Here is a 24,787-nt window from a genome sequence, read left to right as displayed (position 1 = left end):
GAATAGAAAAGTTTACCTAAACTAACTATAACGATTCACCGGAGGTGTTCCAACGTGAAACAAAAATTCGACGTGACAGGGATGACCTGCTCCGCTTGCTCTGCCCATGTAGAAAAGGCAGTGAGAAAGTTGGAAGGGATCCAGACTGTCAATGTCAACCTTTTACAAAACAGCATGGTCGTGGAATACGACGAAACAGCACTGCATACAGAAGATATCATTAAAGCAGTGGAAAGCGGCGGCTACGGCGCATCCCTGCAGGGTGCCAAGGCAGCATCCTCTGCCGCGGAACCGCCGAAAAACGTAGCTTTAGAGGAAATGGCAGTCATGAAAAAACGACTGATTTCTTCCTTTTGCTTCCTCATCCCCCTGTTCTATATCTCCATGGGGCACATGATGGATGCACCCCTGCCGGCTATTTTGCTGGGGCATGAAAATATGATGATTTTCGCTCTGACCCAGCTGCTGCTGGCAACGCCTGTTCTTATCATCAACAAAAAATTCTTCATAGTAGGGTTCAAAGCCCTCTGGAACCGTGCGCCAAATATGGACTCCTTAGTGGCGCTGGGCTCCGCTGCTTCCTATCTATACAGCCTCTTTGCTATCTATGCTATGGCATATTACATGGGCCATGGTGATCTGGAAACAGCCCATCAATACGCCATGGAGCTGTATCTGGAAGGGGCAGCCATGATTCTGACCCTCATCACCGTAGGGAAATATATGGAGACCCGCTCCAAAGGCAAGACTTCCGAAGCTATCAGCAAACTGATGGATCTGGCGCCGAAAATGGCAACTGTCCTGCGGGGCGGCGCAGAGCAGGAGATTCCTATAGAGCAGGTCATCGTGGGCGATATCATCCTCGTTCGCCCTGGGCAAAGTATCCCTGTGGACGGGAAAGTCATCGAAGGCTTCTCTGCCGTGGATGAAAGTGCTATCACCGGGGAATCTATCCCTGTGGACAAGCAGGTAGGCGATACAGTCATTGGCGCAACGGTAAATAAAAATGGCTTCTTCAAAATGGAAGCCACCCGTGTGGGCAACGACACCACCCTTTCTCAAATTATCACGCTGGTAGAGGAAGCTGGTGCCTCCAAAGCGCCCATCGCCAAGCTGGCAGATAAGGTCAGCGGCATTTTCGTGCCTGTGGTCATTACCATCGCCATCATTGCCACCATCGTATGGATGCTCCTGGGGCAGCCCTTCTCCTTTGCCCTTTCCATCGGTATTGCCGTTCTGGTCATTTCCTGCCCCTGTGCTTTGGGTCTGGCAACGCCTACGGCGATCATGGTTGGTACCGGGAAAGGCGCAGAATATGGGATTCTGGTAAAATCTGCAGAAAGTTTGGAAATTGCCCATCAAATTGATACAGTAGTTCTGGACAAAACAGGCACACTGACGGAAGGACATCCCGTTGTAACAGATATTCTCCCTGCTCCCGGCGTTTTGCGGAATCCCTTCCTGCGGATGGCCGCTTCTCTGGAAACCCTTTCGGAACACCCTCTGGCAGAGGCTGTGGTCAGCTATGCCAAGGAAAAGGAGATCAGCCTGAACCCTGCGGAAAACCTTTCGGCAACGGCAGGACAGGGCATCGAAGCCGATGTGGATGGCAAACATATTTTAGGCGGCAACCTGAAAATGATGCAGGAACAGGGCATTGATCTGCAGGGCTTTGCGGAAAAAGCAGAAACCCTTGCGGAAGAAGGCAAAACCCCCCTCTTCTTTGCCGAAGGGAAAAAACTGCTGGGCGTCCTTGGTTTAGCCGATACCTTGAAGCCCACCAGCAAGGACGCTGTCGATGCCTTTCATCAAATGGGCATTGACGTAGTCATGCTGACGGGGGATAATAAACGTACAGCCAACGCCATTGCAGATAAACTGGGCATCCATGCCATTGCAGAAGTTTTGCCCCAAGATAAGGAAATGGAAATCCGCCGCCTGCAGGAAAGCGGCAAAAAAGTAGCCATGATCGGCGACGGCATCAACGATGCCCCTGCCCTGACCCGGGCGGACGTAGGCATCGCCATCGGCGCAGGCACAGACGTTGCCATGGAATCGGCGGATATCGTTTTAATGAAGAGCGACCTGCTGGATGCGGTAACAGCAGTGCAGCTGAGCCACGCTACTATCAAAAACATCAAGCAAAATCTATTCTGGGCATTCTTCTATAACGTCTGCGGCATTCCCTTGGCGGCGGGGGTATTTTACTCCGTTCTGGGCTGGAAACTGAATCCCATGTTTGCGGCGGCAGCCATGAGCTTCAGCTCCGCTTTTGTAGTAGGCAATGCCCTGCGGCTGAAATTATTCAAGCCCACCTATGCAGAATACAACGCTGCACCGGCGGCACAAACCATACAGGAAAATAACAATGTTCCAAATAAGGAGGAAATCAAAATGAAAAAGGTATTGAAAATCGAAGGCATGATGTGCAGCCACTGCACAGGCAGAGTGGACAAGGCTCTGAATGAAATGGACGGTGTATCCGCAACCGTTTCTCTGGAAGGCAAATGCGCAGAAGTGGAACTGAGCAAGGATATCAGCGATGAAGAACTGGTGAAAGTGGTAACAGACGCTGGGTATGAAGTGGTAGATATTCAGTGATTTTCTTGAGGGTTTCACCCTCAAACTCCCACAAGGGGAATTGGTCAAGCATCTTCCCTGCAGGAAGACGGCTGCGCCGCCGCCTTCGTCTTGGCGGTGCACAAATCCCTTTGACCCCGATTTTTGCAAAACTATGTTTTGCACGATAATAAAAAATAAAGGGTTTCTCTCATATTCTTGTAGAGAAGCCCTTTATTTTTTTCTAAGATAGTTCATTTTTCCGCACAAAACTTTGTTTTGTGCAATTCGGGTTCCAAGGGAGTGACTCCCTTGGCAGGGTGTGGGACAGCGTCCCACGGTCTTACAGCCGTTTTTCATAATAGCGGAACAGCACGATCCCCATCACATACTGGGCCACCCACAGCAAACATACAATGGCCGTAATCCACCATTCCACCCGCAGCAGGGCAAACAGAAAGCTCGCCGCCAGCAACAGAAAAAACATGATCTGATAGGACTTGTGCCCTGCCATCTGCCGCAGCATGATCTTTCTTTCGTCTTTCAGGCCGATGCGCCGCTCTGTCTGTTTTTCCTCATATTCCGCCTGATGCTCCGGTTTGGAATAGTAAAAATATTGCCTCAGCTGCAGGAAGCCGTTGACCACCCACGCAATGCCCCACGCCCGCAGCATGTTTGCGTAATACTCATCCTTTAAAAAAAATGACCCGAGCACACAAATCGCTCCCGCAATGAAAATCACAAAACTGCCTTTTCCTTTTGGTTTCATCCCTTTTCCTCCTCTTCATAAATAAAAATCTCTTCAATAGACATTCCAAAATAACGGGCGATTTTAAAGGCCAGTATGATGGACGGGTTATATCTGCCGTTTTCCAAAGACCCGATGGTCTGTCGGGACACCTCCAACGCCGCCGCCAGCTCTTCCTGTCGGATGCCCCGTGCCTTTCGGATCTCCTCCAATCTATTTTTCATGGGCTTTCTCCTCCAAAATGTAAAGCTTACTTTCCATAAACCAAATATAGCACCCCCATAGTAAAATGTCAAGCACGCTTTCCATTTTTACAAAAAAGAAGCCCTCAACAGGCAACATTGAAACATATCACCTATCGAGAGCCTTATTTTTATCTATGATTTTCCAAATATCCCTGCAAAAGGGCTTCCATTTCCGCCATGGTCTCGGCATAGTTCAGCTTGCCCCGCAGTTCCGCCGCGCCAGGCAGCCCCTTCATATACCACGCCATGTGCTTCCGCATTTCCCGGATGCCGATATATTCCCCTTTATAGGCAATCAGCATTTGGGAATGGCGCAGGGCCTTTTCCACCCGTTCCTCAGCAGTGGGTTCCGGCAGCAATTCCCCTGTTTTCAAGTAATGAAGAATACGCTTGAAAATCCAGGGATTCCCCTGGGCCCCACGGCCCACCATGATGGCGTCACAGCCCGTATGTTCCAGCAGAGCTTTGGCATCCTGGGGGGTAAAGATATCCCCATTCCCGATGACAGGAATGCTGACCGCCTCCTTCACCTGACGGATAATATCCCAATCGGCTTTCCCGCTGTAATACTGCTCCCTGGTGCGTCCATGGACAGCCACAGCGGAGGCACCATTGGCCTCGGCCACCTTGGCAATCTCCACAGCGTTCACATGATCATCATCGAAGCCCTTTCGGAATTTGATGGTCACAGGCTTACGCTGGCTTTCTACCAGAGATTTGACGATTTTCCCCACCAGTTCCGGGGTTTTCATCAAGCAGGAGCCTTCCCCGTTTTTCACAATTTTCGGTGCAGGGCAGCCCATATTGACATCGATGATATCAATGGGATACTCCTCAATCTTTTTCGCCATATTCCCAAGGATTTCCGGGTCGGAACCGAAAAGCTGCACCGCTACCGGGCGTTCCTCCGGGGATACTTCCAGCAGTTCTGTTGTATTTTTATTATCATATAAGATACCCTTGGCACTGACCATTTCGGAATAGACCAGACCGCAGCCCATTTCCTTGCAGAGCAGGCGAAAAGGAAGGTCGGTCACCCCTGCCATAGGTGCCAGAAACACGTTATTTTCCAATTCCAAATTTCCAATTTTCATATTTACACCTTCTTTCTTTGGGGCGTTGCACCAAACCCCCACTCGCTTTTTGAAAAAAGCGAGCCAAAAACTTTTATACGAAAATCAAATTTCTTTGAAATTTGATTTTCAAATGGGGGTTGAAGGGAATCATTCCCCTCACAGGATGTGGGACAGCGTCCCACGAAAGAAAAAACAGGCGAGGAATCGCCTGTTATTTGTTTTTCTCATAAAGTATGCGTAACCCCTTCAAAGTTAATACAGGGTCCAGCACATCAAAAATCTCATTATTGGGGTCGATGACCTTTGCCAAGCCCCCCGTAGCGATGACCTTCATATTGGGCAGATTCAGCTGCTCCTTCAGCTGCTCAATGATATATCTGGTCTGGCCGATATGCCCCAGCACCAAGCCCGCCTGAAAGCTATCCACCGTATTTTTTGCAATGATAGACTTGGGTGCTTTGATTTCGATTTTCGGCAGCTGTGCCGCTTTCTGATACAGCGCATCGGCGCAGGAAGAAATCCCCGGTGTGATAAAACCGGTGATAAACTCATTCTTTTCATTGATGACATCAAAGGTATTGGCTGTGCCATAGTCGATAACGATGGCAGGGCCGCCATAAATTTCATTGACTGCCACCAGGTCGACGATACGGTCTGCCCCGACAGTTTTTGGATCATCCCGTTTGATGATGATGCCTGTTTTCATTCCCACTCCGACAATCATAGGTTCTATCCCAAAATATTTGCGAATTCCCTGGGTCAAAGAATACATAATATCCGGCACAACGGAGGAAATGATGACTGCTTCTACCTTTTTGGCATCCAGCCCGGATGCATCGAACAGGCCATGGATGAAAATTCCTGTTTCATCGGCTGTGCGATTATCCCCTGTCGTCATGCGCCAGCAATTGATCAGGTTCTCCCCTTCGTATACGCCTAAAACAAAGTTCGTGTTTCCCACATCGATTACCAAAAGCATCTGCTTTCCTCCTACTTACCTTCTGTTCTTGTTCTTCTCATAAATCAGGCGCAGACCATGGAGCGCCAGAACAGGGTCATATACATCAAAAATACCTTTTTTCTCTTCATAAATTACTTTTCCCAGACCGCCTGTGGCGATTACTTTCATATCGGGGCATCGAAAGTGTTCTCTGATCTTTTCGATAATATACTTGGCTTCCCCAATATGACCTACCACAAGCCCCGCCTGCATGCTTTCCACGGTATTTTTCGTGATGATGCTGCTGGGGTTAACGATCTCAAATTTCGGCAGGTTTGCCGCCTTTTGATACAGCGCATCGGCACAGGTCTGCAAACCGGGAGCCGTGATGCCTGTCAGAAATTCACCGGTCTTGCTGACAACATCAAAGGTTGTCGCCGTGCTGTAATCCACCACGATGGCCGGGCCGCCATACAATTCATGGGCTGCCACCAGGTTGACGATACGGTCAGTCCCCATTTCTTTCGGGTTTTCCATCCGCAGGTTGATCCCTGTTTTGATGCCCGCCCGCACCACGATAGGGTCTTTTTTCAAAAATTTCTTGATACCGTTGAGGGTGGAATACATCACATTGGGCACAACGGAAGAAACAATGATCGCTTCGATCTCCTCTACAGAAACTTCGGAATATTCGAATAAACTGCGGATCAAAAGCCCCGTTTCATCGGAGGTTCGCCCGCTTTGGGTAGAAAGGCGCCAGTTTGCCACCAGCTCGTCCCCATCGAACACACCAAAAACCATATTCGTATTGCCTACATCAATTACCAATAACATTTGCCTTCTCCTATTCGGAATGGATTTTAAAAAGCATTTGCTTTTCTTGCTATGCTTCCCTGCATCGCTCCCGGCGAGCAAATCAATATAAGTACAGAAGAAAAATGCTTTTTCCGCTTTTATAAAAAAACGCGGGAAAATCCATCCCGCGCCGTATGCATTTCTGATTTATGTATCTTAAACTACCTTTTTATATAATGTTCTGCTGACTGCCTTGGAAACCACCCCGCCGACAATACAGCTTGCGGGCATTTCCAGCGCACCATTCACGCCGACAAAAGCAACCACAAACAGCAGAGGGTTCAGGCTGCCCAGTGTTTCATTGATGCCCTGGATAAATTCTGTGTTCCAGTAACAAAGAATGAGGACGGACATAAAGAACACCGTATTCAAAAACGCAGCAAAGAAACCGCCAATGAAAAAACATGCTGTTTTCTTTTTATCCAGCTTGTGTACTGCCTTGAAAATCACCCCTGTCAAAAAACCCATCAGCATTCTGGTGGGAATGCAGAGCAGGAAGGTATAAAAGGGGTTGATATTGAACAGCATCGTGCTGAAGGGGGAAGAACCGGACATGGACTGATAAAAGCTGGTGGCCCCAAAAATAAAGCCCAGCCACGCGCCCGCCTTCGGCCCCAGAAGCATTGCCCCAATGCCGACAGGAATCATCATCAGGGAAATATCCAGCCCCAGTGTGCGGAAATACCCCAGCGGTGTAAAGCTCATCAGAAGCAGAACCCCCGTCAAAAGCCCCAATGTCGTCAGATCACGGGCTGTCATGCCCTTCTTTTTCTTTTCAGCAGTTGTGTTTGTTATTTCGCTCATTTTAAATAGCTCCCTTCATTCTCATTCTTATCCCTTTGCCCGCCCAATGCCTGGCCGGGGCTTTCAGATACAAGATGATTTGGATCATATCATTTGCCGCATTTTTCCGCAAAAGGAAAGCCGATATACCTGCCCTGTCAGGGGTCATGCTATTGCTTTCCATCCCTTTTGCTTTTGCAACGCAATCAAATTCATTATAACAGTAAATGCGAATATTACAACATATTTTTCGATTTTTTCAGTGATTTTTGCCTGTTTTCACAGGGTTTTTCCCTCTTCCGCGGCTCTGCGCATCAATTCCTGCTTGGCAGGCTCCCCTTCTTTTGTGCAGAAAATCACATACCAAAGTTCAATCGCACGGAACAGTTCCAATTCTTCCTTCTGGATCTTTTTGATTTCCAGTTCTGCGCCGATATCATCAAAATCGCAGTCCCCTTCGTGCTTTACCGTTTCAAAATACAGGTCACCGTTCTCCTCGAACCCTACCACAAAGGTACAGTTCAGCTTTTCCGCCATATACACACAGATCTTTTTCAGGTCTTCCTTGATGGCATCAGGCAAAAAGCCAAAATTCTCTTCAATATAATATTTCTGCTGCTGATTATTGGCAGCCGCCAACACTTTTCTTGCCATGGTCAGTTCTCCTCTCCTCTGATGGATACTTCGCCGGAAAAAATCACTTCTTCCGCTCCGGTATCCTTTCTTTTTACAATCAGTTCCCCTTCGGGGGTAATATCCAGCGCTGTGGCAAGGAAAGTCTCCCTGCCTATGACACGCACCTCCTTGCCCATATTCAGGCATTTCCCACAGTAGCGTTCCCGGAAAGGGGCAAACCTGCCGCCTGCCGCCAAAAATTCACCATAGAGTGCCTCCATGTGGGCCATACTGCGGGCAACTACTTCACAACGGTCATATTCTCTGCCGCCTTCCAAATACAGGGAAGTGGCGATCTTCTGCAGTTCTTCAGGAAATTCCCTGGTATTCACATTGATTCCCATGCCCACAGTAACAGAATGGATGGTTTCCATATCACAATCCATTTCCGTCAGAATGCCTGCCAGCTTTCTGCCATTCAGCAGGATATCATTGGGCCATTTGATCCCGGGTTTCATTCCTGTCACCTCTTCCACCGCTTCTGTCAGGGCCATGCCTGCCAATAGGGTCAGCACCGATGCCTGCACAGGCTGAATATTTGGCCTTAAGAGCAGGCTCATCCAGACCCCTGTTCCCGCCGGTGCCTGCCACGGGCGGCCTTTGCGCCCACGCCCTGCCGTCTGCTGTTCCGCTATGGCTAATGTACCTTCCGGTGCACCTTCCCCTGCCAGGTCCCGAATACGGTCGTTGGTGGTATCGGTTTCCTCATAAAAATAAACAGGATGTCCCAGTTTTTCTGTTTTGATGGCTGTTTCCAATGCCTTTTGTGTATAGTGTTCCATCGGGATGCCCCTTTTCCTTGATTCTAAAAGAAAAGCCCCGTCTCCGCGGGGCTTGCATGTAATTTCTTATTTGTTGCCTTTTTTGTTTACACGACCCAGGAATTTATCCAGTTCGATGATGGCACGGCCATGGGTGCCTTCGCAGATCTTATCTACTTCATCGTAAGCCTTTACGCTGTATGTCAACAGTTTGCCCTTTACTTCGGTCACTTCTGTTACCACGCGCACCTTCATGCCAACGGGAGTGGCTGCCAGGTGGGACAGGTTGAAGGTTGTACCTACGGTTTCCCAGCCTTCGGGCAGGAAAGGCGCCACTGTGCCAATGGCTGTGCCTTCGATCCAGGAGATCAGTCTGGGGGAAGCGAATACAGGCACACGGTCGTTGCCGAAATGTGCTGCGGTATCGCCTTCTTCTACGATAAATTCTTTTTCAAATGTCATGCCGGGTACAATGTTTTTGAATTCCATGATTCGTTCTCCTCTCAGTTTTCCATATCTGTTGTTTCTGCGGATTCCGCGGTTTCTTCTTCATTGGCAATGCCCAAAATTTCATTGCGTACTTTTGGGTCAAACAGAGCACGGAATTCGTCCCCTGTCACCTTTTCTTTTTCTACCAGCAGCTTTGCGGTAGCGTGGAGCATTTCCATATTTTCTTTCAGGAGGCGTTTTGCTTCCCGATAAGCTTCTGTCACAATGCGGTTGACTTCCTGGTCGATGGTGGCTGCCACGCCTTCGCCATAGTTTCTGGCATGGCCCCAGTCTCTGCCGATAAAGACTTCATCGCTGTCTCCGCCGAACTGGATGGGCCCCAACAGTTCACTCATACCATATTTTGTCACCATATCTCTTGCCATGGCTGTGGCCCGTTCAATATCATTGGAAGCACCTGTGGTAATATCCTTGATGACCAGTTCTTCCGCCGCACGGCCGCCCAGCAGGCTGACGATTTCCTGTTCCATCATCATTTTTGTCATATACATCCGATCCTCACCGGGCAGGGGCATGGTATAGCCGCCGGCCATCCCCGTGGGGATGATGGAAATACTATGGACAGGATCCAATTCACTCAGCACTTCAAACAGAATGGCGTGACCGCCTTCATGATATGCTGTGATGTATTTTTCCTTATCGGAAATGACTCTGGTTTTCTTTTCGGTACCCACGCCGATCTTGATCAGAGCCTTCTGGATTTCTTCCATGTCAATGTGTTTTTTGCCGTCTCTGGCTGTCAGAAGGGCTGCTTCATTCAGCAGATTCGCCAGGTCTGCACCGGTAAAGCCTGCTGTGGTCTGTGCCACTACTTTCAGGTCAACCTCGGGGGCCATGGGCTTGCCCTTGGCATGGACACGCAGGATGGCTTCTCTGCCCTTTACATCGGGTCTGCCCACATAGACCTGTCTGTCGAAACGGCCGGGTCTGAGGAGGGCAGGGTCCAGGATATCCGCACGGTTTGTCGCAGCGATGATGATAACGCTTTCATTGATGCCGAAACCGTCCATTTCTACCAGCAATTGGTTCAGGGTCTGTTCTCTTTCATCGTGACCGCCGCCCAAGCCGGCGCCTCTGCGGCGGCCGACAGCGTCGATTTCATCGATGAATACGATGCTGGGAGAATTTTTCTTTGCCTGTTCAAACAGATCACGGACACGGGATGCACCCACGCCGACGAACATTTCTACAAAATCAGAACCGGAAATGCTGAAGAAAGGCACGCCCGCCTCACCAGCAACAGCCTTTGCCAGCAATGTTTTACCTGTACCGGGAGGGCCTACCAAAAGCACACCCTTGGGAATTCTCGCCCCCAGCTCTGTGAATTTCTGGGGTGCTTTCAAGAACTGCACCAGTTCTTCCAGCTCTGCCTTTTCTTCATCGCAGCCTGCCACGTTATCGAAGGTTACTTTATTTTCCCCTTCTACGCTCATCTTCGCCTTGCTTTTGCCAAAGTTGGCCATTTTGCCGCCGCCCCCCTGCATTCTGTTGAACAGAAGGGAGAATACGATGATCATCACGATGAGCATGATCAGGGAAGGCACAATCTGAGAAAACATACTCTGTCTCTGCAGATCTCCCACTTCTACTTTGATGCCGTTTTCCACGACTTTTTCATCCAATTCCGCCTGCAGGGTAGAGATGCTGGGTACATTTACGCTAATGATGCTGCCATCCTTCAGGACAGCTTCCGCAGTACCATAGTCGCTGACTTCCGTACTTTTTACCACCTCTACGGATGCCACATTATTGGCTTCCAGTTCCTTCATCAGGTCACTGTAAACATAGGCTTCCTGCGCCGCTTCCTTTTCCTGGGGAAGCATCTGGGGGCCGGTATAGGCCAAGGCCGCCAGAATGACGATAAACACCAGAGCATAAAGCCCTATGGATTTGAAATATTTGTTCAAGAGCGTTCCTCCTTATTCTCATAATACTTTTGACTGTCCGGCCTTCTTTACCCCATAGAAACCAGACCATATCAATTTATAATTGTAGCATACTTTAAAAAGAAACGCAACGCAGGATTTTGACAGAACAGGCGAAAAAAACACCGAAAAAAAGCCGCAAACCAAAGGGTTCACGGCTGTTCTCTGTCAGTCCTCATCAAAATGAAGCACGCCTACATAATTCAGATTTCTGTATTTCTGGGCATAATCCAAGCCATAGCCCACCACAAAAGCATCGGGAATGGTAAAGCCTGTATAATCTGCCTTGATATCCACCACACGGCGGTCGGGCTTATCCAGCAGTGTCACCAGTTTCAGCTTTTTGGGATTTCTGCTTTCCAGCAATTCTTTCAATTTTTTCAGGGTTCTGCCGGTATCGATGATATCCTCTACGATCAGCACATTTTTCCCGGCAATATCCTCATCCAAGTCCATCTTGATATTGATCTTACCGGAGCTTTCTGTACTGTCGCCATAGCTGGAAACGCTCATGAAATTCATGGTCACAGGCATTTTCATCTTCTTTGCCAGATCCACAATGGTCACAACGGCTCCCTTCAGGGCGCAGACCAGCTCTACCTGTTCCTCACCAAATTCCTGATATAATTCATCTGCCAGCTCTGCCAGTCTTTTATCGATCTGTTCCGCAGAAAGCATCACTTCTACTCTTTCTTTCATTCCTGTACCCTCCGTATTCGAATCCAAATCTTCCGAACCGTCTGTTCATCCACCCCTGCGGCCGCGGAAGCACGCAGACCGGGCACCCAAAGCACTTCCTCCCCCATAACAATGAGGGGATAGGCCGCACGCCGGTCTCTGGGAATCTTTTCATCGATAAACAGATCTTTGATTTTTTTTCTGCCATTTTGCAGAGGAATCCTATCCCCTGCTTTTCTGGTTCGGCAAAACAGCGTGTTTTTTATTTTATCATAATCGAATACGTTCGTACAGGTTTCCGCAGAAATTTCAGCTTTTTTTTCATCAAAATAAACGCCTACGGCAATGCCCCCTTCGGGGATGAGGACTTCTTCGTCCACAGGCAGTTCATAGCAGTAGCCTTCTGTATGCTTTTCTTTTTTGCGGGAAAGCACCAAGGCTTCATATTGATTTTCGGCATAGATGCCTTCGGGAAAATCACAGCTTTTTCCCGTTTCTTTTTCCAGCAGATCTGCCATGGCTGCAATCTGTGCCTGAGAAATATCAGTTTGCAGAAAATTTGCCATGGCTTTTCGCAGAACCCGCCGCTTCATGGCAGGATGGAGGGCTTTCAGCTTTTCTCTGGAAAGGCGGACTTCCCCCGGCCCGGAGGGCAGCCGCACCCGGGCAAAAAAAGCTTCCGCCTGCTGTTCCAGAAAATCTTCCTCCGCCGCCAGAAGGGAAGCCGTTTCCGCAATATGTTCCACCGCCTTGGGGTTGATCTCCTCCAGCAGGGGCAGCACCCGCAGGCGCAGCTTATTCCGGGTATATTTTTCCTGATGGTTGGTGGCATCCTCCCGCCAGGGCAGATGGTTTTCCCGGCAATACTGCTCGATTTCTTCCCTGCCGCAGAAAAGCAGAGGGCGGCAGATATCCCCCCGCACAGGGGACATGCCCGTAAGCCCTGTCAGGCCTGTCCCCCGGCAAAGGCGCATCAGCACTGTCTCCGCCTGGTCTTTCCGATGGTGGGCAACGGCAATGGGGCCTTCCCCGCCGGCTGCTTCCCGAAAGGCAGCATAGCGCAGGATGCGCCCCATTTCTTCCTCGCCAAGACCGCATTTCTTGGCCTCTTGCGCCACATCATACCGCTTCACCATACAGGGAATCCCCAGAGAAGCGCAGAAATCCTCCGCAAAACGAGCGTCCTCGTCAGCTTCCTTGCCCCGCAGGCCATGATGGATATGGACAGCGGTGATCTGCCAGTTCTCCTCTTCCTGCCAGCTATGCAGAAGATGCAGCAATGCCACGGAATCCGCCCCACCGGAAAGCCCCACAATGAGCTTTGCACCCGGGGGGAACATATGAAATTTTGCGATGGTCTTTCGTACTTTTTCCCGCATGATTCGTCTCCTTGTTTGGTCTGTCACCATAGTATCATCACTCTACACGAATTGGGGAAAAAACGCAAGTCCATCCTGTTTCAGGCCCGTTTTCGCCAGAAACGGCTGGCCAATACGGTCATATCGTCCCTTCTGCCTTCCTGCCGCTCCTTTTTGGCTTCCTGCAGGATATAATCCGCCGCATCCTTGGGGTTTGCCATAGGGAAGGAGGTCAGCTTCCCTTTCAGCCAGACGCCTGTCTGCTCTTCGCCCCCAAGGGCATCGGTTATGCCGTCGGTCACCATCAGAATCATATCCCCATCTTTCAGGAGTATCTCATTTTTCTCTGGGCTGACCTGCTGCAAAATGCCCGCAGGCAGCGTGATCGAGCGCAAAGAAATGATACGGCTGCCCCGCCAGATATAGGTTGCCACAGCCCCCAGCTTGATGAACTCCGCATGTCCGTCAAACAGGTCTACATGGCAAATATCCAGGGTAGCATAGGTCTCCTCGCCCCGCCGCAGCAGCAAAGCGGAATTGATCATGCGAACTGCCAGTTCACGGTCAAAGCCGGCTTCCGTGAATTGTTCCAGCAGTTCGATGGCAATGCGGCTTTCCTTCGCCGCCCGTTCCCCTGTGCCCATGCCATCGGAAAGAGCGAGGAGGGCATTGCCCCGCTCTGTTTCCAAAAAGGCCGCTGCATCCCCCGTAGGTTTGCCCTCCTCCGCAGGGGCAAAGGCCGTGGCAGTGGTCAGGGAAAAGGCCGGCTCCTCGCAAAAATGCAGGGTACAATCCCGCGCCATCCCATCTACAGAGCAAGTGCCTTCCTCCAATAAGACCATAGGGCAGCCTAACGTCTTTTTGACCAAAGGCAAAATCTTATCTCTGCAAATACCTTTTCCGCCGCAGGCAGGCAGTACCAGCCGCACCTGCCGGAAACCTCTGGTGCCCCCTCTGCTGTTTTTCTCTTCTGTGACGACTACCTGTTTCGGCCGAAATCCCTGTTTTTTCAGGGCATCCTTCAGTGCCTTTTCGGTGCCTTCCAGAAAGACACAGCTGAGCTCCATCTGTCCCGAAAGGGTCTGCATGATTTCGCCCACTGCCTGCAATTGCTGTCCTACCAACTCTCTGCATTCCGTCAGGCGGCTGAGCCAAAGGCAGTCCCTTCGATACATTTCATAGACCTCGTTGACTGTTTCCACGAACCCTTCCACCCGCGGGCAGTTCTCCCGAAAAGATTCCGGCAGTTCAGCTTCGGTGAACCTTCCCCGGCTGTCGCAGTGGGATAAAGCGGAAAAAGTCATACTGTAGGTCTTATAAAGGTCTTCTTCCCAGCAGTAATGGGCCAGCCCGCAGTCTTGACAAGCCCTTCCTGCAATGGTATCGACCAATCTTCCAATCTCTCCCTTGTCCTTTCGTTCCCCTTCCTTGACAAAGGTTTTTGCCAGTGCTTCGAAGGCCGCGGAAACCCCCAGCAGCTTCTCTTCTGTCAGCTCCTTCATTTTTGTGTATCTGTCCTGAGGGCTTTCCGTTTCCCGCATACCGCTGCATTTTTCCAGCAAGCCTTTGGGGAACAGGGAAAACAGCACCGCCCCGATTACCAATCCTCCCATCCAAATCGGTTCCAGCAACGTCATATCTATGTAAAACAGAAAAATGCAGGGCGCCAACACCAGAGCCAGAGCAGAGGCCAACCTGCCCAACCCTCTGACGCAGCCCGCCAGCATTCCCCCTAAAGAGAGGGCTACAAAAAGGGGCAGCTCCGCCCCATTGCAAAGAAAAAGCAGGAAGCCCAGAAACACACCGGCAGCCGCCCCGCCGCCAATGCCTTCCTGCCTTGCGGAAAAAAGAAGGAAGAAAGCCGCAGCCGCCGGCAGGAGTGTATCCCGCAAAAGGGGCTGTTCCAAGGATGCCAGCCCCGCCAGCGCGCCGCCGGCAAAAAGCAGCAGGGAAAGGGTTTCTTCCCGGGTCAGGATAAAATATTTTTCCCGTTCCAGCAGCAGAGAAGTGCCCTTCTGCAGCAGATAGCTGATGCCGAGGGTCAATGCCCCTTCCACTGCCGCAACGGCAAAATAAAACCCCAGCCCCTGGCGGCTGATGGCAAAGAAAATGCCTGCCAGAGCCGAAGCAAAGGTACCCAAAAGGGCTTTCTTACCTATTTCTTCCCGCTGGAGGAAACGCCCCATGGTCAGCTGAATGGCAAAAGCGGCAGCCAGCCCCGCTCCTGTTTTCAAGGGCGCATGGGGGAAAGAACCCACGCCCACCGCCAGCCAAACCGCCCAGAAAAGCCATCCTTCCCCGAAAAAGGCAGAAAGATAGGCTAACCCCATGGGGCGCAGCAGCCCCAACAGCTCCACCCTGCCCCAAAGCAGCCCCACCAGGCAAAAGCCGCCGCCTTTCAGCAGGGCTTTCCAGGGAAAGGGTTTCTTTGGTTCCTTTTTCGGCAGGATCATCTTCCCAAAAGCCGGAGCCTGTTCCGTATATTCCAATGTGATTTCTGTTTTTTCCATACTGCTTCCCTCCATCTATGCTCATTGTAATCAAATAGAACTGCTTTTTTTGTCAAACAGAGTCGAGAGGGAAAAGAAAATTTCGACAGTATTCGCATTTTCATATTGCAGAGAGCATCCATCAGCAGTAAGATAAGAAAAAAGAAACGGGTAAGCTGCTGTACAAGGATCCTTTCGTTTTTGTACAGCTTTTTTATTTGAAGGAGGAATTGTTATGTGGCAAATGCTTTGGCCTATTCTTATCGTCATCGGCGCAAATACCCTTTACCATACCTGCGCCAAATCCACCCCGGCGGATATCAACCCTTTTGCTTCTCTGGCTTTGACCTATCTCATCGCCGGCGGCGTCTCCGTGGTGATGTTCTTTTTGACCAGCGGGCAAAAAAATATCCTGCAGGAAATGACAAAAGCCAACTGGGCCACCCTCATCCTGTCCGCCTCCATCGTTTTTCTGGAATTCGGCTATATCTGCGTTTATCGGGCAGAGTGGCAGGTCAGCTTGGCTTCTCTTGTCTGCAATATCACCGTGGCCTGTATCCTGCTTTTTGTGGGCATTTTGCTGTATCATGAAACCATTACCCCCAAGCAGATGGCAGGCATTGCCGTTTGCGCCGCAGGGCTGTTTCTCATTGGCAAATAAAAAAGAGCCCTTTCGGACTCTACTTTTTGTTTATCGATTGTATTTTTTCTTCATGCGGATATCCTCCCCGAAGAATTTCAAGGTGGTATATTCGCCGATCAACCGGCTCATGACACGGTCGGAATACTGCTCCATCAACGCCTGATAATCCAGATTGGTGGAAATCACCACAGGGCGTTTGTGGAGCTTTCTGTCATTGATGATACGGAACAGTTCCGATGCTGTAAACATGGTGGCAAATTCCGTACCAAGGTCATCGATGATGAGCAGGTCTGCATCCAGCAGTTCCCCATCCCAATCCACAGCTTCTTCTTCCTCATCCCGATGGAAGCGCATTTCCTCCAGCTGCTTAAACAGCTGCCCCGCTGTCAGGTAAAGGACCGTCTTGCCCTGGGCCAGCACATCCTTGGCAATGCAGTTGCACAGGAAGGTTTTTCCCCTGCCCGCGCCGCCGTAAAGCAACAGATTATCCCCTGTGAAATCCTCCGCAAAGGCCATGGCCATTTTCAGGTTGCGCTTTGCGTTTTCCTTGGGAGAAATGCCTTCCGCAGGCACCACAGTATCGCTGAACAAGCGCAGATCAAAGGTATCAAAATTTTCCGCCTTGATGATATCCCGCACATTGGATTGGTCATAGAGCCGATCCATCAATTTATGCTTCATGCAGGCACAGGGAGTATTTCCCACATATCCCGTATCCTTGCAGGTCTCACAGATATATTCCATTTTCAGCAGACTGGGAGACAGGCAATTTTTCGCCATGATGCCCATTCTTTCCTCTTCCAGGTCCTGCTGTTTCTGTTTCATTTCTGCCACTGCCGCCTCCATGGCATCGGGGCTCAGCAGCACCAGCTTCGCCGTGGAAACCCCCAGCAGGGAAAGCTCCTGTTCTATTTCCGCCAGGCGGGGAAATCTTGCATACAGGCTTTCCTTCCGTTGGCGCAGCTCCGCCGTCTTTTGGGTGCGCAGGGCGTCATATTCCCGCAGCACTTCCCGATAAATTTGCGTTCTCGTTGCCAAGTTTCTCCCCTCCTATCAACGCTTTTTTTCTGTTACCATTTTTCCCTCTGTTCCCGTTCCAGCCGCTCCAGCTCCGCAAAATCCCATTCACTCTGGGTATAGTTGATAAACCGATTCTGCTTCGGTTTCGGCGGCTCTTTCTGGACAGGCTTCTGCCCTGTTTGATTATTCCGGTTCTTTTTCGCCGCAAAGGCTTTATCCAGCTCCGCCACCCCTGCGGCATCCTTCACACCTGCATCCCGCCACTGGCGCAGAATGCTGTCGGCATAGGGGAAGGAAGCCTTTCCCGTCTGCAAAACGGTACGTTCACAGGCCATTTTGATCAATTCCATGGGCAGCTTATATTCCTTGAGCCATTTTTTCATATAGGTTTCTTCCGCCGGCACAGGCAGGCGGTTCTGGCCAAAGGCCTGCAAAATGCTGCGGAAGCCTGTTTTTCTCAATTCGATGGATTCCGCGGCTTTTTCCACGGTATCGATGCCTTCTTCCGCCCAGCCTAGGGCAACTTTTTCGATATAGCGCATCCCCGTGTGCCCATTGGCGGCACAATAGGAAAGCAAGAGATCGATCACATCCAAGGGAAGCCCCAGCCAATCATGAAAACTGAACAGGAGGCTCATATCCTGATGGGAAAGCATTTTGCCCAGTTTTTTCTGAGCAGATTCAAATAGATTTTTGACATCCTGATTTTTTATGTACATAGACAATTCCGCCGGGGAATATTCCGGGCGTTCCGAAGAAACCAAGGTGCGTCTTTGGGGATGTTTGTTCTCCTCCCCCTTCTGCATCACCTTTCTGTCCATCCAATAGGCCCACGCCCGCAGGACATCGCTTTCTGTGGCATGCAATTTTTCCGCCACCTTTGCGGAATCCCGCCCTACCACAAGGGTCATCAAATATACAGAGACATACAAAGGAGGTGCCGCCGGCAGTTCTGTTTCGATAAATGCTTTGCTCAATTCAATTTTATCTGCCATTCTCACCTCTCCTTTCTTTGGGGGACTCTGTCCCCTCTCGTCCTCTGCGAGGGGGTCACTCCTCGACCCGATACTTCATCCCAAAACAAGTTTTGGGATGAGGATATTTAGAAAATTAGTATAACACGTCGACTGACGTCTCCGTGTTTTTTCGCCTTATGCCGATATCCGCCAGCGCACATCGGCGCAAGGCTTATTATATCATATTTCTAACGACAAAAACAGGGGAACGCAAACAAAAAAATCTCCCTGTTTTGGAAACAGGGAGAAAGCCGTTACTGTTTATCGCTGTCGTTTTTATTCCTGATATGGGCATTGAAATAATAGATGATAAAGCACAATACAATCACCGTCAGCACCATAACGACGATGGTACCGGAATCCTTAAAGCTGATAAAGATAGCCAAAAGCCCCAGCAGCAGGCTGATGGTATACATAATCAGCACCGCCTGTCTCTGGCTGAAGCCATGGTCGATCAGCTTATGGTGCAGATGGCCTCTGTCCGCCTGCATGATGGGCTGATTTTTCGCCATACGGCGCAGCATGGCGCAGATGGTATCGAACACGGGCAGGCCAACACACAGCACACTGACGATCAGCGCCAGCAGCGCATAGCCCTTGAATACCCCCAGGATACTGGTCACCGCCAGCACAAAGCCCAAGAAGGTAGAGCCGGTATCGCCCATAAAAATTTCCGCAGGGTTGAAATTTCTGGGAAGAAAGCCCAGACATGCCCCCGCCAATGCAGCCGTCAGCACCACCGCCGTGGTAGAGCCGGTCATAATGCAAAGCACCATCAGGCTCAGGGCCGCAATAGAGGTAACCCCCGCCGCCAAGCCATCCAAACCATCGATCAGATTTACGGCATTGGTCACCCCAACGATCCAAACCAGCGTAATAGGGATGCTGAATTTCTGCAGATAGGTCGTCACAGGCCAAAGCACCACCTGAATCCGCGTGCCGGACATAATAACGATCAGCGCCGCCAAAACCTGCACACAGAATTTCAGCTTCGCAGGCAGATTTTTCATATCATCCACCATGCCCAAGCCTGCAATCAGCAGCGCGCCGATCAAAAAGCCGGCAAACTGCTTGGCATCCATGCTTTTATCAAAATGATACACCATCAATACTGTAATGATAAACCCCAGCACGATGGCTACCCCGCCCATACGGGGCATCGGTTTTTTATGCACGCCTCTGTCCTTTGGATAATCGATGGCACCGCATTTCATGGAAAGCCATTTGGCAAAGGGTGTCGTCACCAGGGTAATGGCGAAGGCACAGGCAAAAGCTGCAATATACAATAACCAATTATGTTCTGTCAAAATGAATCTCTCCTCCCAGAATGGCGGCACAGCCACCATCCTTCGCCAAAATCAGGATTTTGGCGAGTTATAACAGAAGAATAAACAGACTCATTCCAGCGGCATAAATGCCTTGAAACTCGCTGTTTTCCTCGGCGGAAATATAGGCACTGCAAGCAGCAGCCTTCGGCCGCTTTGCCTTGCGAACTGCCATACCGCCTGCGGATTCCACTCGGGAAACTAACTCACCGCCCAAGATGGGGCAGCAGGCAGAGCCTGCTTTGCGGAGCAAAGTGATGGACACTCGTTTCCCGAACCCTTCCGCTTTTATGCCAATGTTACTTTGTACCGAAGATACGGTCGCCGGCATCCCCCAGCCCGGGCACGATATAGCCGTGTTCATTCAGCTTGCCGTCATAGGCCGCCGCATAGATATCTACATCAGGGTGGTTCTTCTGCAGGCGTTCCACACCGGTGGGTGCTGCCAAAATGCACAGGAAGATGATTTTCTGCACGCCTCTGGCCTTCAAAAAGCCAATGGCCGCATCGGCAGAGCCGCCGGTAGCCAGCATAGGGTCTACCAGAAATACCGTTCTTTCTGCCACATCGGCAGGCAGCTTGCAGTAATATTCCACAGGCTCCAGCGTTTCTTCATCCCGATACAAACCAATATGCCCGATCTTCGCCGTAGGCACCAGATGCAGGATACCATCTGTCATACCGATGCCTGCCCGCAGGATGGGCACCACTGCCAGCTTGGTATCGATAGTCTTGCAGGTGGCAGCAGCGATGGGGGTTGTTACCGCTACATCTGTCAGGGGCAGCTCTCTGGTGGCTTCATAAAACAGCAAAGATGCCACTTCCCCAATGATCTCACGGAATTCCTTTGTGCCTGTTTCCTTGCTTCTCAGCATCGCCATTTTGGTATGGATCAGGGGATGCTCAGATACGAAAAATTTGCTCATACTATGACCTCTCAGTCTTCAATCTGATTGATTCTTCTGATATGGCGTTCATCATTGGAAAACGGTGTTTCCAAAAAGACTTTGACGATTTCCAGAGCCAGCCCGGGGCCTGTCACTCTGGCGCCCATGGCCAGAATGTTGGCATCGTTATGTTCTCTTGTCGCTTTTGCGGAAAAAACATCCCCGCACAGGGCACAGCGGATACCTTTCACTTTATTCGCCGTAATAGAGATTCCAATGCCTGTACCGCAGATGAGGATGCCTTTTTCGCATTCCCCATCGGCCACTGCATGGGCAACGGCTTTGCCGTATACAGGATAATCCACAGATTCTTCAGAGAATGTGCCGAAATTTTTATATTCAATCTTGTTGTCTTCCAAATATTTGATGACTTCTTTCATCAAAGGGTAACCGCCATGGTCACAGCCCAATGCCAGCATATAAAACACTCCTTTTTATTTATCTAAATCAATGATCTGATAGCCTGCCGCCTTATTCAGGCGGTTCATGATGGCCATTCCTTCTCCTTCTTCGGAAAATACTTCGGAATAGACCTTTTCCGCTCCCAGAAAGTCAAATTTCCGCAATAATTTGAACAGGTTCGCCCCAATTTCCTCAAGGTTTTCCCTGCTGCCTAAAGAAAGGATGACATCTGCCTGGTAGAGGTCTTTGGTTTCCTCCGTCGCCATGACGCCTGTTTTCTTTCCGCAGGACATATCGACAGCCGCCAGACGATTGATCTCATCGGCAACCGCCTGTCTTTCCCCTTTCACCAGAACGACCTCCGCCTTAGGGGAATAGTGGGTATATTTCATTCCCGGTGCCTTAGGCTTCAAATCCGCCGCAGGCTTTGACAGGATCGTCGGGTCAATTTCCACTGTCCCAACGACTTCCTCCATCATTTCCTTTGTCACCGCGCCGGGGCGCAAAATCATAGGCACATCACCGGAAACATCCACAATGGTAGATTCCAGCCCCCATTCCGCCGCGCCGCCATCTACGATCATATCGATTTTCCCATTCAGGTCATATTCCACATGGGAGGCACGGGTAGGGCTGGGCTTACCGGAGGAATTGGCGCTGGGGGCTGCAATGGGCAGGCCTGCCGCCCGTATGATGGCTCTTGCCACCGGATGGCTGGGGAAGCGCACGGCAACCGTATCCAGCCCGCCTGTCGCCTTGGCAGGCACGATATCCGCCTTGGGGAATACCATCGTCAAAGGGCCGGGCCAAAAGGCATCCATCAGCTTTTTTGCCGCTGGGGAAATCTCCCGCACAATGGCATTCAGTTCTTCAAATTCGGAAATGTGTAAGATCAAAGGGTTGTCCGAAGGGCGCCCTTTGGCAAGGTAAATTTTTTCACAGGCCGAACCATCCAGTCCATTTCCGCCCAAGCCGTAAACGGTTTCTGTCGGAAAAGCAACCAGACCTCCTTCCTGCAAGATTTTTGCAGCCGTCTGGATGACTTTTGCAGATTCGGGCTGGCTCAGGTCGACCTTTGCCAGTATCGTCTTCATGGTCTTATGCGTTTGCGCCGCAGCATTTTTTATATTTTTTGCCGGAACCGCAGGGGCAGGGATCGTTACGGCCGATCTTTTCGCCTTTTACGATTGTTCTGGATCTTTTCTGTTCCACTGCCAGTCTCTTTCTGGTTTCTTCATCGAAGATACCATCCCACTGGGGCAGGCTGGACAGGTGTTCTGCTTTGTATTCGATCATCAGTTTATACAGTTTTTCAAAATCGATATGCAGGCAGATATCGCTGTCTTCTGTCAGTTCTTTCATCTCGATCTGTTCGGGCAGGGCTGCATTGATGCCATCCACGAAAGCAACGATCTGTTCTGCTGTCATGTTGAAGCGTTCCGCCAGTTCGGAAATCTTGCCTTCTACTTTTTCCACCTTTCCGCCGATGATGTATTCATAAATTTTCTGTTCTTTGGGCAGATATTCTTCCCAGATGGCTTCGATGCTGCGCCCTTCCTGAGAAAATGCCTTTTTCATCCAATTTTCATATAAGCTCATGATTGTCTCTCCTTCGAAATTCTTATTTTTTCACAGATTACTCCATTCTTTCAAATAATACTATGATTTCCCCCCATTTGCAACAAAAAAAGCAAATTCAGCAATGGAAAATCCCGTATTTCCAAAGAAAAGCCCCGGGAAACAACCCCCAGGGCCAGCATTTTTTATCCGATTTTTCGTCTGTCTGCCTGTTCCAGCTCCGCAGGGGGATACTGCAATACCTTTACCCCCTCCGGCAGGGCTGCCAGAATTTTTTCAAATTCGCTTTCTCTTTTCTTTTTGCCTTTTTTCCCTTCCGGCGCGGGCGGCTGCCCCAGGATCACCTGGGTCACTTCTTCCGCTTCGGCAAAGCGGCCGATATAGGCAGCCACATCTCCTTCGCAGGCAAGATGGAGGATGCCGCCCCTTCTGCAGCCATAATCCGCCAGATTCTGCAGCAGCTTCAGGCTGTCATTGCTTTGAAACAAACTATCGCCCTTCTGCACATGAAGAATGTGATATTCTCCTCCGCAGGACTGGGCAACCTCAAAACCATATTCGATCAATCGCAGAGAACTTTTCTGCGCTGTTACCAAAACCAAAATTTTTTCCAGCTTTTTCTCCATATAAAATTCCTCCTTTTTTTACACCGCCCCTTTCTTTTTCTATTGTATAGTGTAGCAAATGATTCTTAGAAATCTCCGACATTTTCATTAAGACTTTCTTACAAAAACAAAAAGCATGTCCTTTTTCCAGAACATGCTTCTTATTTTTTTATTCTTCCATTTCCAGTTCATCCGCATCCCCGTCGAATTCTGTCTCCGGGGCTTCTGTTTCCGTCAACCCTGTTTCAGGGGCTTCTATGCCAATCTCTACCAAAGGCTGGCCATCTGGCCCGATGGAAAAAGTGAGATTTGTTTCATCTGCAAAATCCACGCCTTCCCAAATCATGGTTTCATGGTCATCGAAAGTCATCTGCACCTGCCAGCCGTCTTCTGCCACAGGCATCTGCCCTGCCATAGAAACGGGCATTTCATAGCTGTTTTTCCATTCTGCTTCTGTCAGGGTGATTTCAGACCAATCCACATCATCCGCATAGCGGATCTCCAGCTTGGAAACATCTTTCCCTGTCTGGTTTTCAAACATCATATCATATTCTACTTCCTGGGTAGCCACTTCCTTGCTGCCGCAGGCTGCCATGCCGACTGCCGCAAAAGCCGCCAGCATCATCGTCAACATTCTTTTTTTCATCTTCCCAAATTCCTTCCAGGCTTACTCTGCTGTATAGCTTTCAAATGTAATGCTTTCAATGGTAATATCTTCTACAGGCTTATCGTTTTCATCGGTCTCTGCCCCTGCAATGGCATCGATCACATCCAGTCCTTCAAATACCTGGCCGAAAATCGTATAAGGATTGCCGAAAACATATTCCAGATGGGCAGCGCCGCCCTGCTCTCTGTAGTAATTGAGCACCGCATCGGGGAACAGCTGGCTGAAGGTATAATATTGCCCATCCGTCAGGGTAACGCCCAGTTCTTCTTCATTGTTATCTCTTGCATCCTTCAAAGCTGTCAGGGCATCTTCCATTACATCTTTCTGCTGTACAATGAAGAACTGGCTGCCGTTTGTATTGGGGCCGCTGTTTGCCATGGCAACTGCGCCTCTGTAATAATGCAGCTTTGCGGAAATTTCATCTTCAAAAGGTTCTCCCCAACAGCTTTCGCCGCCTCTGCCTGTGCCTTCCGGGTCGCCGGTCTGCACCATAAAATTATCAATAACACGATGGAACAACAGGCCGTCATAATAGCCGCTTTTTGCCAGTGTTTTAAAATTTTCCACCGCTTTAGGTGCTTCTTCGGGATAGAACATCATCTTTACCACACCTGCAGAAGTGGTAATGACTGCAATTTCATCGCCTTCTTCCGGCATCTGTGCCTGCAAAATTTCTGTTGTATCTGTATCTGCTGCCTGGTCTGCATTTTCCGCGGATGTTCCGCCGCCGCAGCCAGCCAAAGCCAATACTGCCGCCAGAGCCAGCGCAAGGGTTCTCTTTTTCATATCAAATTCCTCCACTTTCCAATTTTTTCTTTATAGCCAAAGGCTATTGTACTCTATTGAAAGAAACCATGTCAATTTAGAAATTCTTAAAAATCTATTAACATTCGGAGCGCCCCCAAAACGATGCACCTCTTCCCCCTGGGCCATCGTCAAATGACTCTATAAAAATTTTTTCTGCAGACTGCTGCTTTCATGG

The 24,787-nt window shown here is 49.9% G+C and carries 26 protein-coding genes; 2 read left to right on the top strand and 24 right to left on the bottom strand.

Going from position 1 to position 24,787, the window contains the following annotated elements; translation table 11 throughout:
• Positions 1-54: 54 nt before the first annotated feature.
• On the top strand, positions 55-2,601 hold the full coding sequence (locus ACI39P_RS03135; RefSeq protein WP_439719239.1) for a heavy metal translocating P-type ATPase: 2,547 nt from the start codon (positions 55-57) through the stop codon (positions 2,599-2,601).
• Between the two features lie 301 nt (positions 2,602-2,902).
• Here ACI39P_RS03135 and ACI39P_RS03130 read toward each other — a convergent pair whose 3' ends face one another.
• The 13 genes from ACI39P_RS03130 to spoIIE form a co-directional block, all read right to left on the bottom strand.
• The gene (locus tag ACI39P_RS03130) at positions 2,903-3,328 is read right to left on the bottom strand and encodes a hypothetical protein (RefSeq protein WP_439719238.1); all 426 of its coding nucleotides are present in this window, start codon (positions 3,326-3,328) and stop codon (positions 2,903-2,905) included.
• Positions 3,325-3,531 carry a helix-turn-helix domain-containing protein gene (locus tag ACI39P_RS03125; RefSeq protein WP_439719237.1) on the bottom strand — a complete coding sequence of 69 codons (207 nt, stop codon included), beginning with the start codon at positions 3,529-3,531 and terminating at the stop codon, positions 3,325-3,327. The genes ACI39P_RS03130 and ACI39P_RS03125 overlap by 4 nt, the downstream gene beginning before the upstream one ends.
• Positions 3,532-3,680: 149 nt before the next feature.
• Positions 3,681-4,646 carry a tRNA dihydrouridine synthase DusB gene (gene dusB, locus ACI39P_RS03120; RefSeq protein WP_439719236.1) on the bottom strand — a complete coding sequence of 322 codons (966 nt, stop codon included), beginning with the start codon at positions 4,644-4,646 and terminating at the stop codon, positions 3,681-3,683.
• Between the two features lie 193 nt (positions 4,647-4,839).
• Positions 4,840-5,607: a type III pantothenate kinase gene (locus tag ACI39P_RS03115; protein ID WP_439719235.1), complete on the bottom strand. Its 768-nt coding sequence runs from the start codon at positions 5,605-5,607 to the stop codon at positions 4,840-4,842.
• A 15-nt stretch (positions 5,608-5,622) separates the two neighbouring features.
• Positions 5,623-6,402 carry a type III pantothenate kinase gene (locus tag ACI39P_RS03110; protein WP_439719234.1) on the bottom strand — a complete coding sequence of 260 codons (780 nt, stop codon included), beginning with the start codon at positions 6,400-6,402 and terminating at the stop codon, positions 5,623-5,625.
• 177 nt (positions 6,403-6,579) lie between these two features.
• Complete coding sequence (locus tag ACI39P_RS03105; RefSeq protein ID WP_439719233.1) at positions 6,580-7,227, bottom strand: ECF transporter S component; 648 nt, start codon at positions 7,225-7,227, stop codon at positions 6,580-6,582.
• A gap of 258 nt (positions 7,228-7,485) precedes the next feature.
• Positions 7,486-7,860: a DUF6145 family protein gene (locus ACI39P_RS03100; RefSeq protein WP_439719232.1), complete on the bottom strand. Its 375-nt coding sequence runs from the start codon at positions 7,858-7,860 to the stop codon at positions 7,486-7,488.
• A gap of 2 nt (positions 7,861-7,862) precedes the next feature.
• The gene (locus tag ACI39P_RS03095; RefSeq protein WP_439719231.1) at positions 7,863-8,663 is read right to left on the bottom strand and encodes a biotin--[acetyl-CoA-carboxylase] ligase; all 801 of its coding nucleotides are present in this window, start codon (positions 8,661-8,663) and stop codon (positions 7,863-7,865) included.
• 66 nt (positions 8,664-8,729) lie between these two features.
• Positions 8,730-9,131, bottom strand: coding sequence for a thioesterase family protein (locus ACI39P_RS03090; RefSeq protein ID WP_439719230.1), 402 nt, complete (start codon positions 9,129-9,131; stop codon positions 8,730-8,732).
• Positions 9,132-9,145: 14 nt separating this feature from the next.
• Positions 9,146-11,059, bottom strand: a complete 1,914-nt coding sequence (gene ftsH / locus ACI39P_RS03085) for an ATP-dependent zinc metalloprotease FtsH (RefSeq protein WP_439719229.1) — start codon at positions 11,057-11,059, stop codon at positions 9,146-9,148.
• A gap of 186 nt (positions 11,060-11,245) precedes the next feature.
• Positions 11,246-11,776 carry a hypoxanthine phosphoribosyltransferase gene (hpt, locus tag ACI39P_RS03080; RefSeq protein ID WP_439719228.1) on the bottom strand — a complete coding sequence of 177 codons (531 nt, stop codon included), beginning with the start codon at positions 11,774-11,776 and terminating at the stop codon, positions 11,246-11,248.
• Positions 11,773-13,134, bottom strand: a complete 1,362-nt coding sequence (gene tilS, locus ACI39P_RS03075) for a tRNA lysidine(34) synthetase TilS (RefSeq protein ID WP_439719227.1) — start codon at positions 13,132-13,134, stop codon at positions 11,773-11,775. The genes hpt and tilS overlap by 4 nt, the downstream gene beginning before the upstream one ends.
• Positions 13,135-13,214: 80 nt before the next feature.
• Positions 13,215-15,623 carry a stage II sporulation protein E gene (gene spoIIE / locus ACI39P_RS03070; protein WP_439719226.1) on the bottom strand — a complete coding sequence of 803 codons (2,409 nt, stop codon included), beginning with the start codon at positions 15,621-15,623 and terminating at the stop codon, positions 13,215-13,217.
• Positions 15,624-15,837: 214 nt separating this feature from the next.
• Between spoIIE and ACI39P_RS03065 the strand changes: the two genes are divergently transcribed.
• Positions 15,838-16,263, top strand: coding sequence for an EamA family transporter (locus tag ACI39P_RS03065; protein WP_439719225.1), 426 nt, complete (start codon positions 15,838-15,840; stop codon positions 16,261-16,263).
• A gap of 30 nt (positions 16,264-16,293) precedes the next feature.
• On the opposite strand, the gene ACI39P_RS03060 is transcribed toward ACI39P_RS03065, so the two are convergent.
• The 11 genes from ACI39P_RS03060 to ACI39P_RS03010 form a co-directional block, all read right to left on the bottom strand.
• Positions 16,294-17,283, bottom strand: coding sequence for an ATP-binding protein (locus ACI39P_RS03060; RefSeq protein ID WP_439719224.1), 990 nt, complete (start codon positions 17,281-17,283; stop codon positions 16,294-16,296).
• 32 nt (positions 17,284-17,315) lie between these two features.
• Positions 17,316-18,260: a DnaD domain protein gene (locus ACI39P_RS03055; RefSeq protein WP_439719223.1), complete on the bottom strand. Its 945-nt coding sequence runs from the start codon at positions 18,258-18,260 to the stop codon at positions 17,316-17,318.
• Positions 18,261-18,535: 275 nt separating this feature from the next.
• The gene (locus ACI39P_RS03050; protein WP_439719222.1) at positions 18,536-19,588 is read right to left on the bottom strand and encodes an MraY family glycosyltransferase; all 1,053 of its coding nucleotides are present in this window, start codon (positions 19,586-19,588) and stop codon (positions 18,536-18,538) included.
• Positions 19,589-19,655: 67 nt separating this feature from the next.
• A complete protein-coding gene (locus ACI39P_RS03045; RefSeq protein ID WP_439719221.1) occupies positions 19,656-19,871 on the bottom strand; it encodes a hypothetical protein in 216 nt (71 codons plus the stop codon).
• A 34-nt stretch (positions 19,872-19,905) separates the two neighbouring features.
• Positions 19,906-20,532 carry a uracil phosphoribosyltransferase gene (upp, locus tag ACI39P_RS03040; RefSeq protein WP_439719220.1) on the bottom strand — a complete coding sequence of 209 codons (627 nt, stop codon included), beginning with the start codon at positions 20,530-20,532 and terminating at the stop codon, positions 19,906-19,908.
• Between the two features lie 11 nt (positions 20,533-20,543).
• Positions 20,544-20,972: a ribose 5-phosphate isomerase B gene (gene rpiB, locus ACI39P_RS03035; RefSeq protein ID WP_439719219.1), complete on the bottom strand. Its 429-nt coding sequence runs from the start codon at positions 20,970-20,972 to the stop codon at positions 20,544-20,546.
• A gap of 15 nt (positions 20,973-20,987) precedes the next feature.
• Positions 20,988-22,049, bottom strand: a complete 1,062-nt coding sequence (locus ACI39P_RS03030) for an L-threonylcarbamoyladenylate synthase (RefSeq protein ID WP_439719218.1) — start codon at positions 22,047-22,049, stop codon at positions 20,988-20,990.
• A 4-nt stretch (positions 22,050-22,053) separates the two neighbouring features.
• Positions 22,054-22,554 carry an SEC-C metal-binding domain-containing protein gene (locus ACI39P_RS03025; RefSeq protein ID WP_439719217.1) on the bottom strand — a complete coding sequence of 167 codons (501 nt, stop codon included), beginning with the start codon at positions 22,552-22,554 and terminating at the stop codon, positions 22,054-22,056.
• A 164-nt stretch (positions 22,555-22,718) separates the two neighbouring features.
• Positions 22,719-23,159 (bottom strand): hypothetical protein, encoded by a 441-nt coding sequence (locus ACI39P_RS03020; protein WP_439719216.1) that lies wholly within the window; start codon positions 23,157-23,159, stop codon positions 22,719-22,721.
• Positions 23,160-23,307: 148 nt separating this feature from the next.
• Positions 23,308-23,784 carry a hypothetical protein gene (locus ACI39P_RS03015; protein WP_439719215.1) on the bottom strand — a complete coding sequence of 159 codons (477 nt, stop codon included), beginning with the start codon at positions 23,782-23,784 and terminating at the stop codon, positions 23,308-23,310.
• Positions 23,785-23,805: 21 nt separating this feature from the next.
• Positions 23,806-24,591 carry a peptidylprolyl isomerase gene (locus ACI39P_RS03010; protein WP_439719214.1) on the bottom strand — a complete coding sequence of 262 codons (786 nt, stop codon included), beginning with the start codon at positions 24,589-24,591 and terminating at the stop codon, positions 23,806-23,808.
• Positions 24,592-24,787 lie beyond the last annotated feature (196 nt).

The sequence above is a fragment of the Anaerotignum sp. genome (genome assembly GCF_051877975.1).
Classification (GTDB): Bacteria; Bacillota; Clostridia; order Lachnospirales; family Anaerotignaceae; genus Anaerotignum_A.
The sequence above is the reverse complement of the archived record's forward strand: the minus strand, read 5'-3'. Positions and strand labels throughout refer to the sequence as shown.

What these genes read in the sequence shown, in the direction of transcription:
- upp (WP_439719220.1), bottom strand. Translation starts at nt 20,532, where the DNA reads ATGAGCAAATTTTTCGTATCTGAGCATCCCCTGATCCATACCAAAATG.
- ACI39P_RS03110 (WP_439719234.1), bottom strand. Translation starts at nt 6,402, where the DNA reads ATGTTATTGGTAATTGATGTAGGCAATACGAATATGGTTTTTGGTGTG.
- ACI39P_RS03015 (WP_439719215.1), bottom strand. Translation starts at nt 23,784, where the DNA reads ATGAAAAAAAGAATGTTGACGATGATGCTGGCGGCTTTTGCGGCAGTC.
- ACI39P_RS03115 (WP_439719235.1), bottom strand. Translation starts at nt 5,607, where the DNA reads ATGCTTTTGGTAATCGATGTGGGAAACACGAACTTTGTTTTAGGCGTA.
- ACI39P_RS03095 (WP_439719231.1), bottom strand. Translation starts at nt 8,663, where the DNA reads ATGGAACACTATACACAAAAGGCATTGGAAACAGCCATCAAAACAGAA.
- ACI39P_RS03125 (WP_439719237.1), bottom strand. Translation starts at nt 3,531, where the DNA reads ATGAAAAATAGATTGGAGGAGATCCGAAAGGCACGGGGCATCCGACAG.
- tilS (WP_439719227.1), bottom strand. Translation starts at nt 13,134, where the DNA reads ATGCGGGAAAAAGTACGAAAGACCATCGCAAAATTTCATATGTTCCCC.
- ACI39P_RS03105 (WP_439719233.1), bottom strand. Translation starts at nt 7,227, where the DNA reads ATGAGCGAAATAACAAACACAACTGCTGAAAAGAAAAAGAAGGGCATG.
- ACI39P_RS03010 (WP_439719214.1), bottom strand. Translation starts at nt 24,591, where the DNA reads ATGAAAAAGAGAACCCTTGCGCTGGCTCTGGCGGCAGTATTGGCTTTG.
- ACI39P_RS03090 (WP_439719230.1), bottom strand. Translation starts at nt 9,131, where the DNA reads ATGGAATTCAAAAACATTGTACCCGGCATGACATTTGAAAAAGAATTT.
- ACI39P_RS03055 (WP_439719223.1), bottom strand. Translation starts at nt 18,260, where the DNA reads ATGGCAGATAAAATTGAATTGAGCAAAGCATTTATCGAAACAGAACTG.
- hpt (WP_439719228.1), bottom strand. Translation starts at nt 11,776, where the DNA reads ATGAAAGAAAGAGTAGAAGTGATGCTTTCTGCGGAACAGATCGATAAA.
- ACI39P_RS03030 (WP_439719218.1), bottom strand. Translation starts at nt 22,049, where the DNA reads ATGAAGACGATACTGGCAAAGGTCGACCTGAGCCAGCCCGAATCTGCA.
- dusB (WP_439719236.1), bottom strand. Translation starts at nt 4,646, where the DNA reads ATGAAAATTGGAAATTTGGAATTGGAAAATAACGTGTTTCTGGCACCT.
- ACI39P_RS03065 (WP_439719225.1), top strand. Translation starts at nt 15,838, where the DNA reads ATGTGGCAAATGCTTTGGCCTATTCTTATCGTCATCGGCGCAAATACC.
- ACI39P_RS03020 (WP_439719216.1), bottom strand. Translation starts at nt 23,159, where the DNA reads ATGGAGAAAAAGCTGGAAAAAATTTTGGTTTTGGTAACAGCGCAGAAA.
- ACI39P_RS03130 (WP_439719238.1), bottom strand. Translation starts at nt 3,328, where the DNA reads ATGAAACCAAAAGGAAAAGGCAGTTTTGTGATTTTCATTGCGGGAGCG.
- ACI39P_RS03100 (WP_439719232.1), bottom strand. Translation starts at nt 7,860, where the DNA reads ATGGCAAGAAAAGTGTTGGCGGCTGCCAATAATCAGCAGCAGAAATAT.
- spoIIE (WP_439719226.1), bottom strand. Translation starts at nt 15,623, where the DNA reads ATGGAAAAAACAGAAATCACATTGGAATATACGGAACAGGCTCCGGCT.
- ACI39P_RS03025 (WP_439719217.1), bottom strand. Translation starts at nt 22,554, where the DNA reads ATGAGCTTATATGAAAATTGGATGAAAAAGGCATTTTCTCAGGAAGGG.
- rpiB (WP_439719219.1), bottom strand. Translation starts at nt 20,972, where the DNA reads ATGCTGGCATTGGGCTGTGACCATGGCGGTTACCCTTTGATGAAAGAA.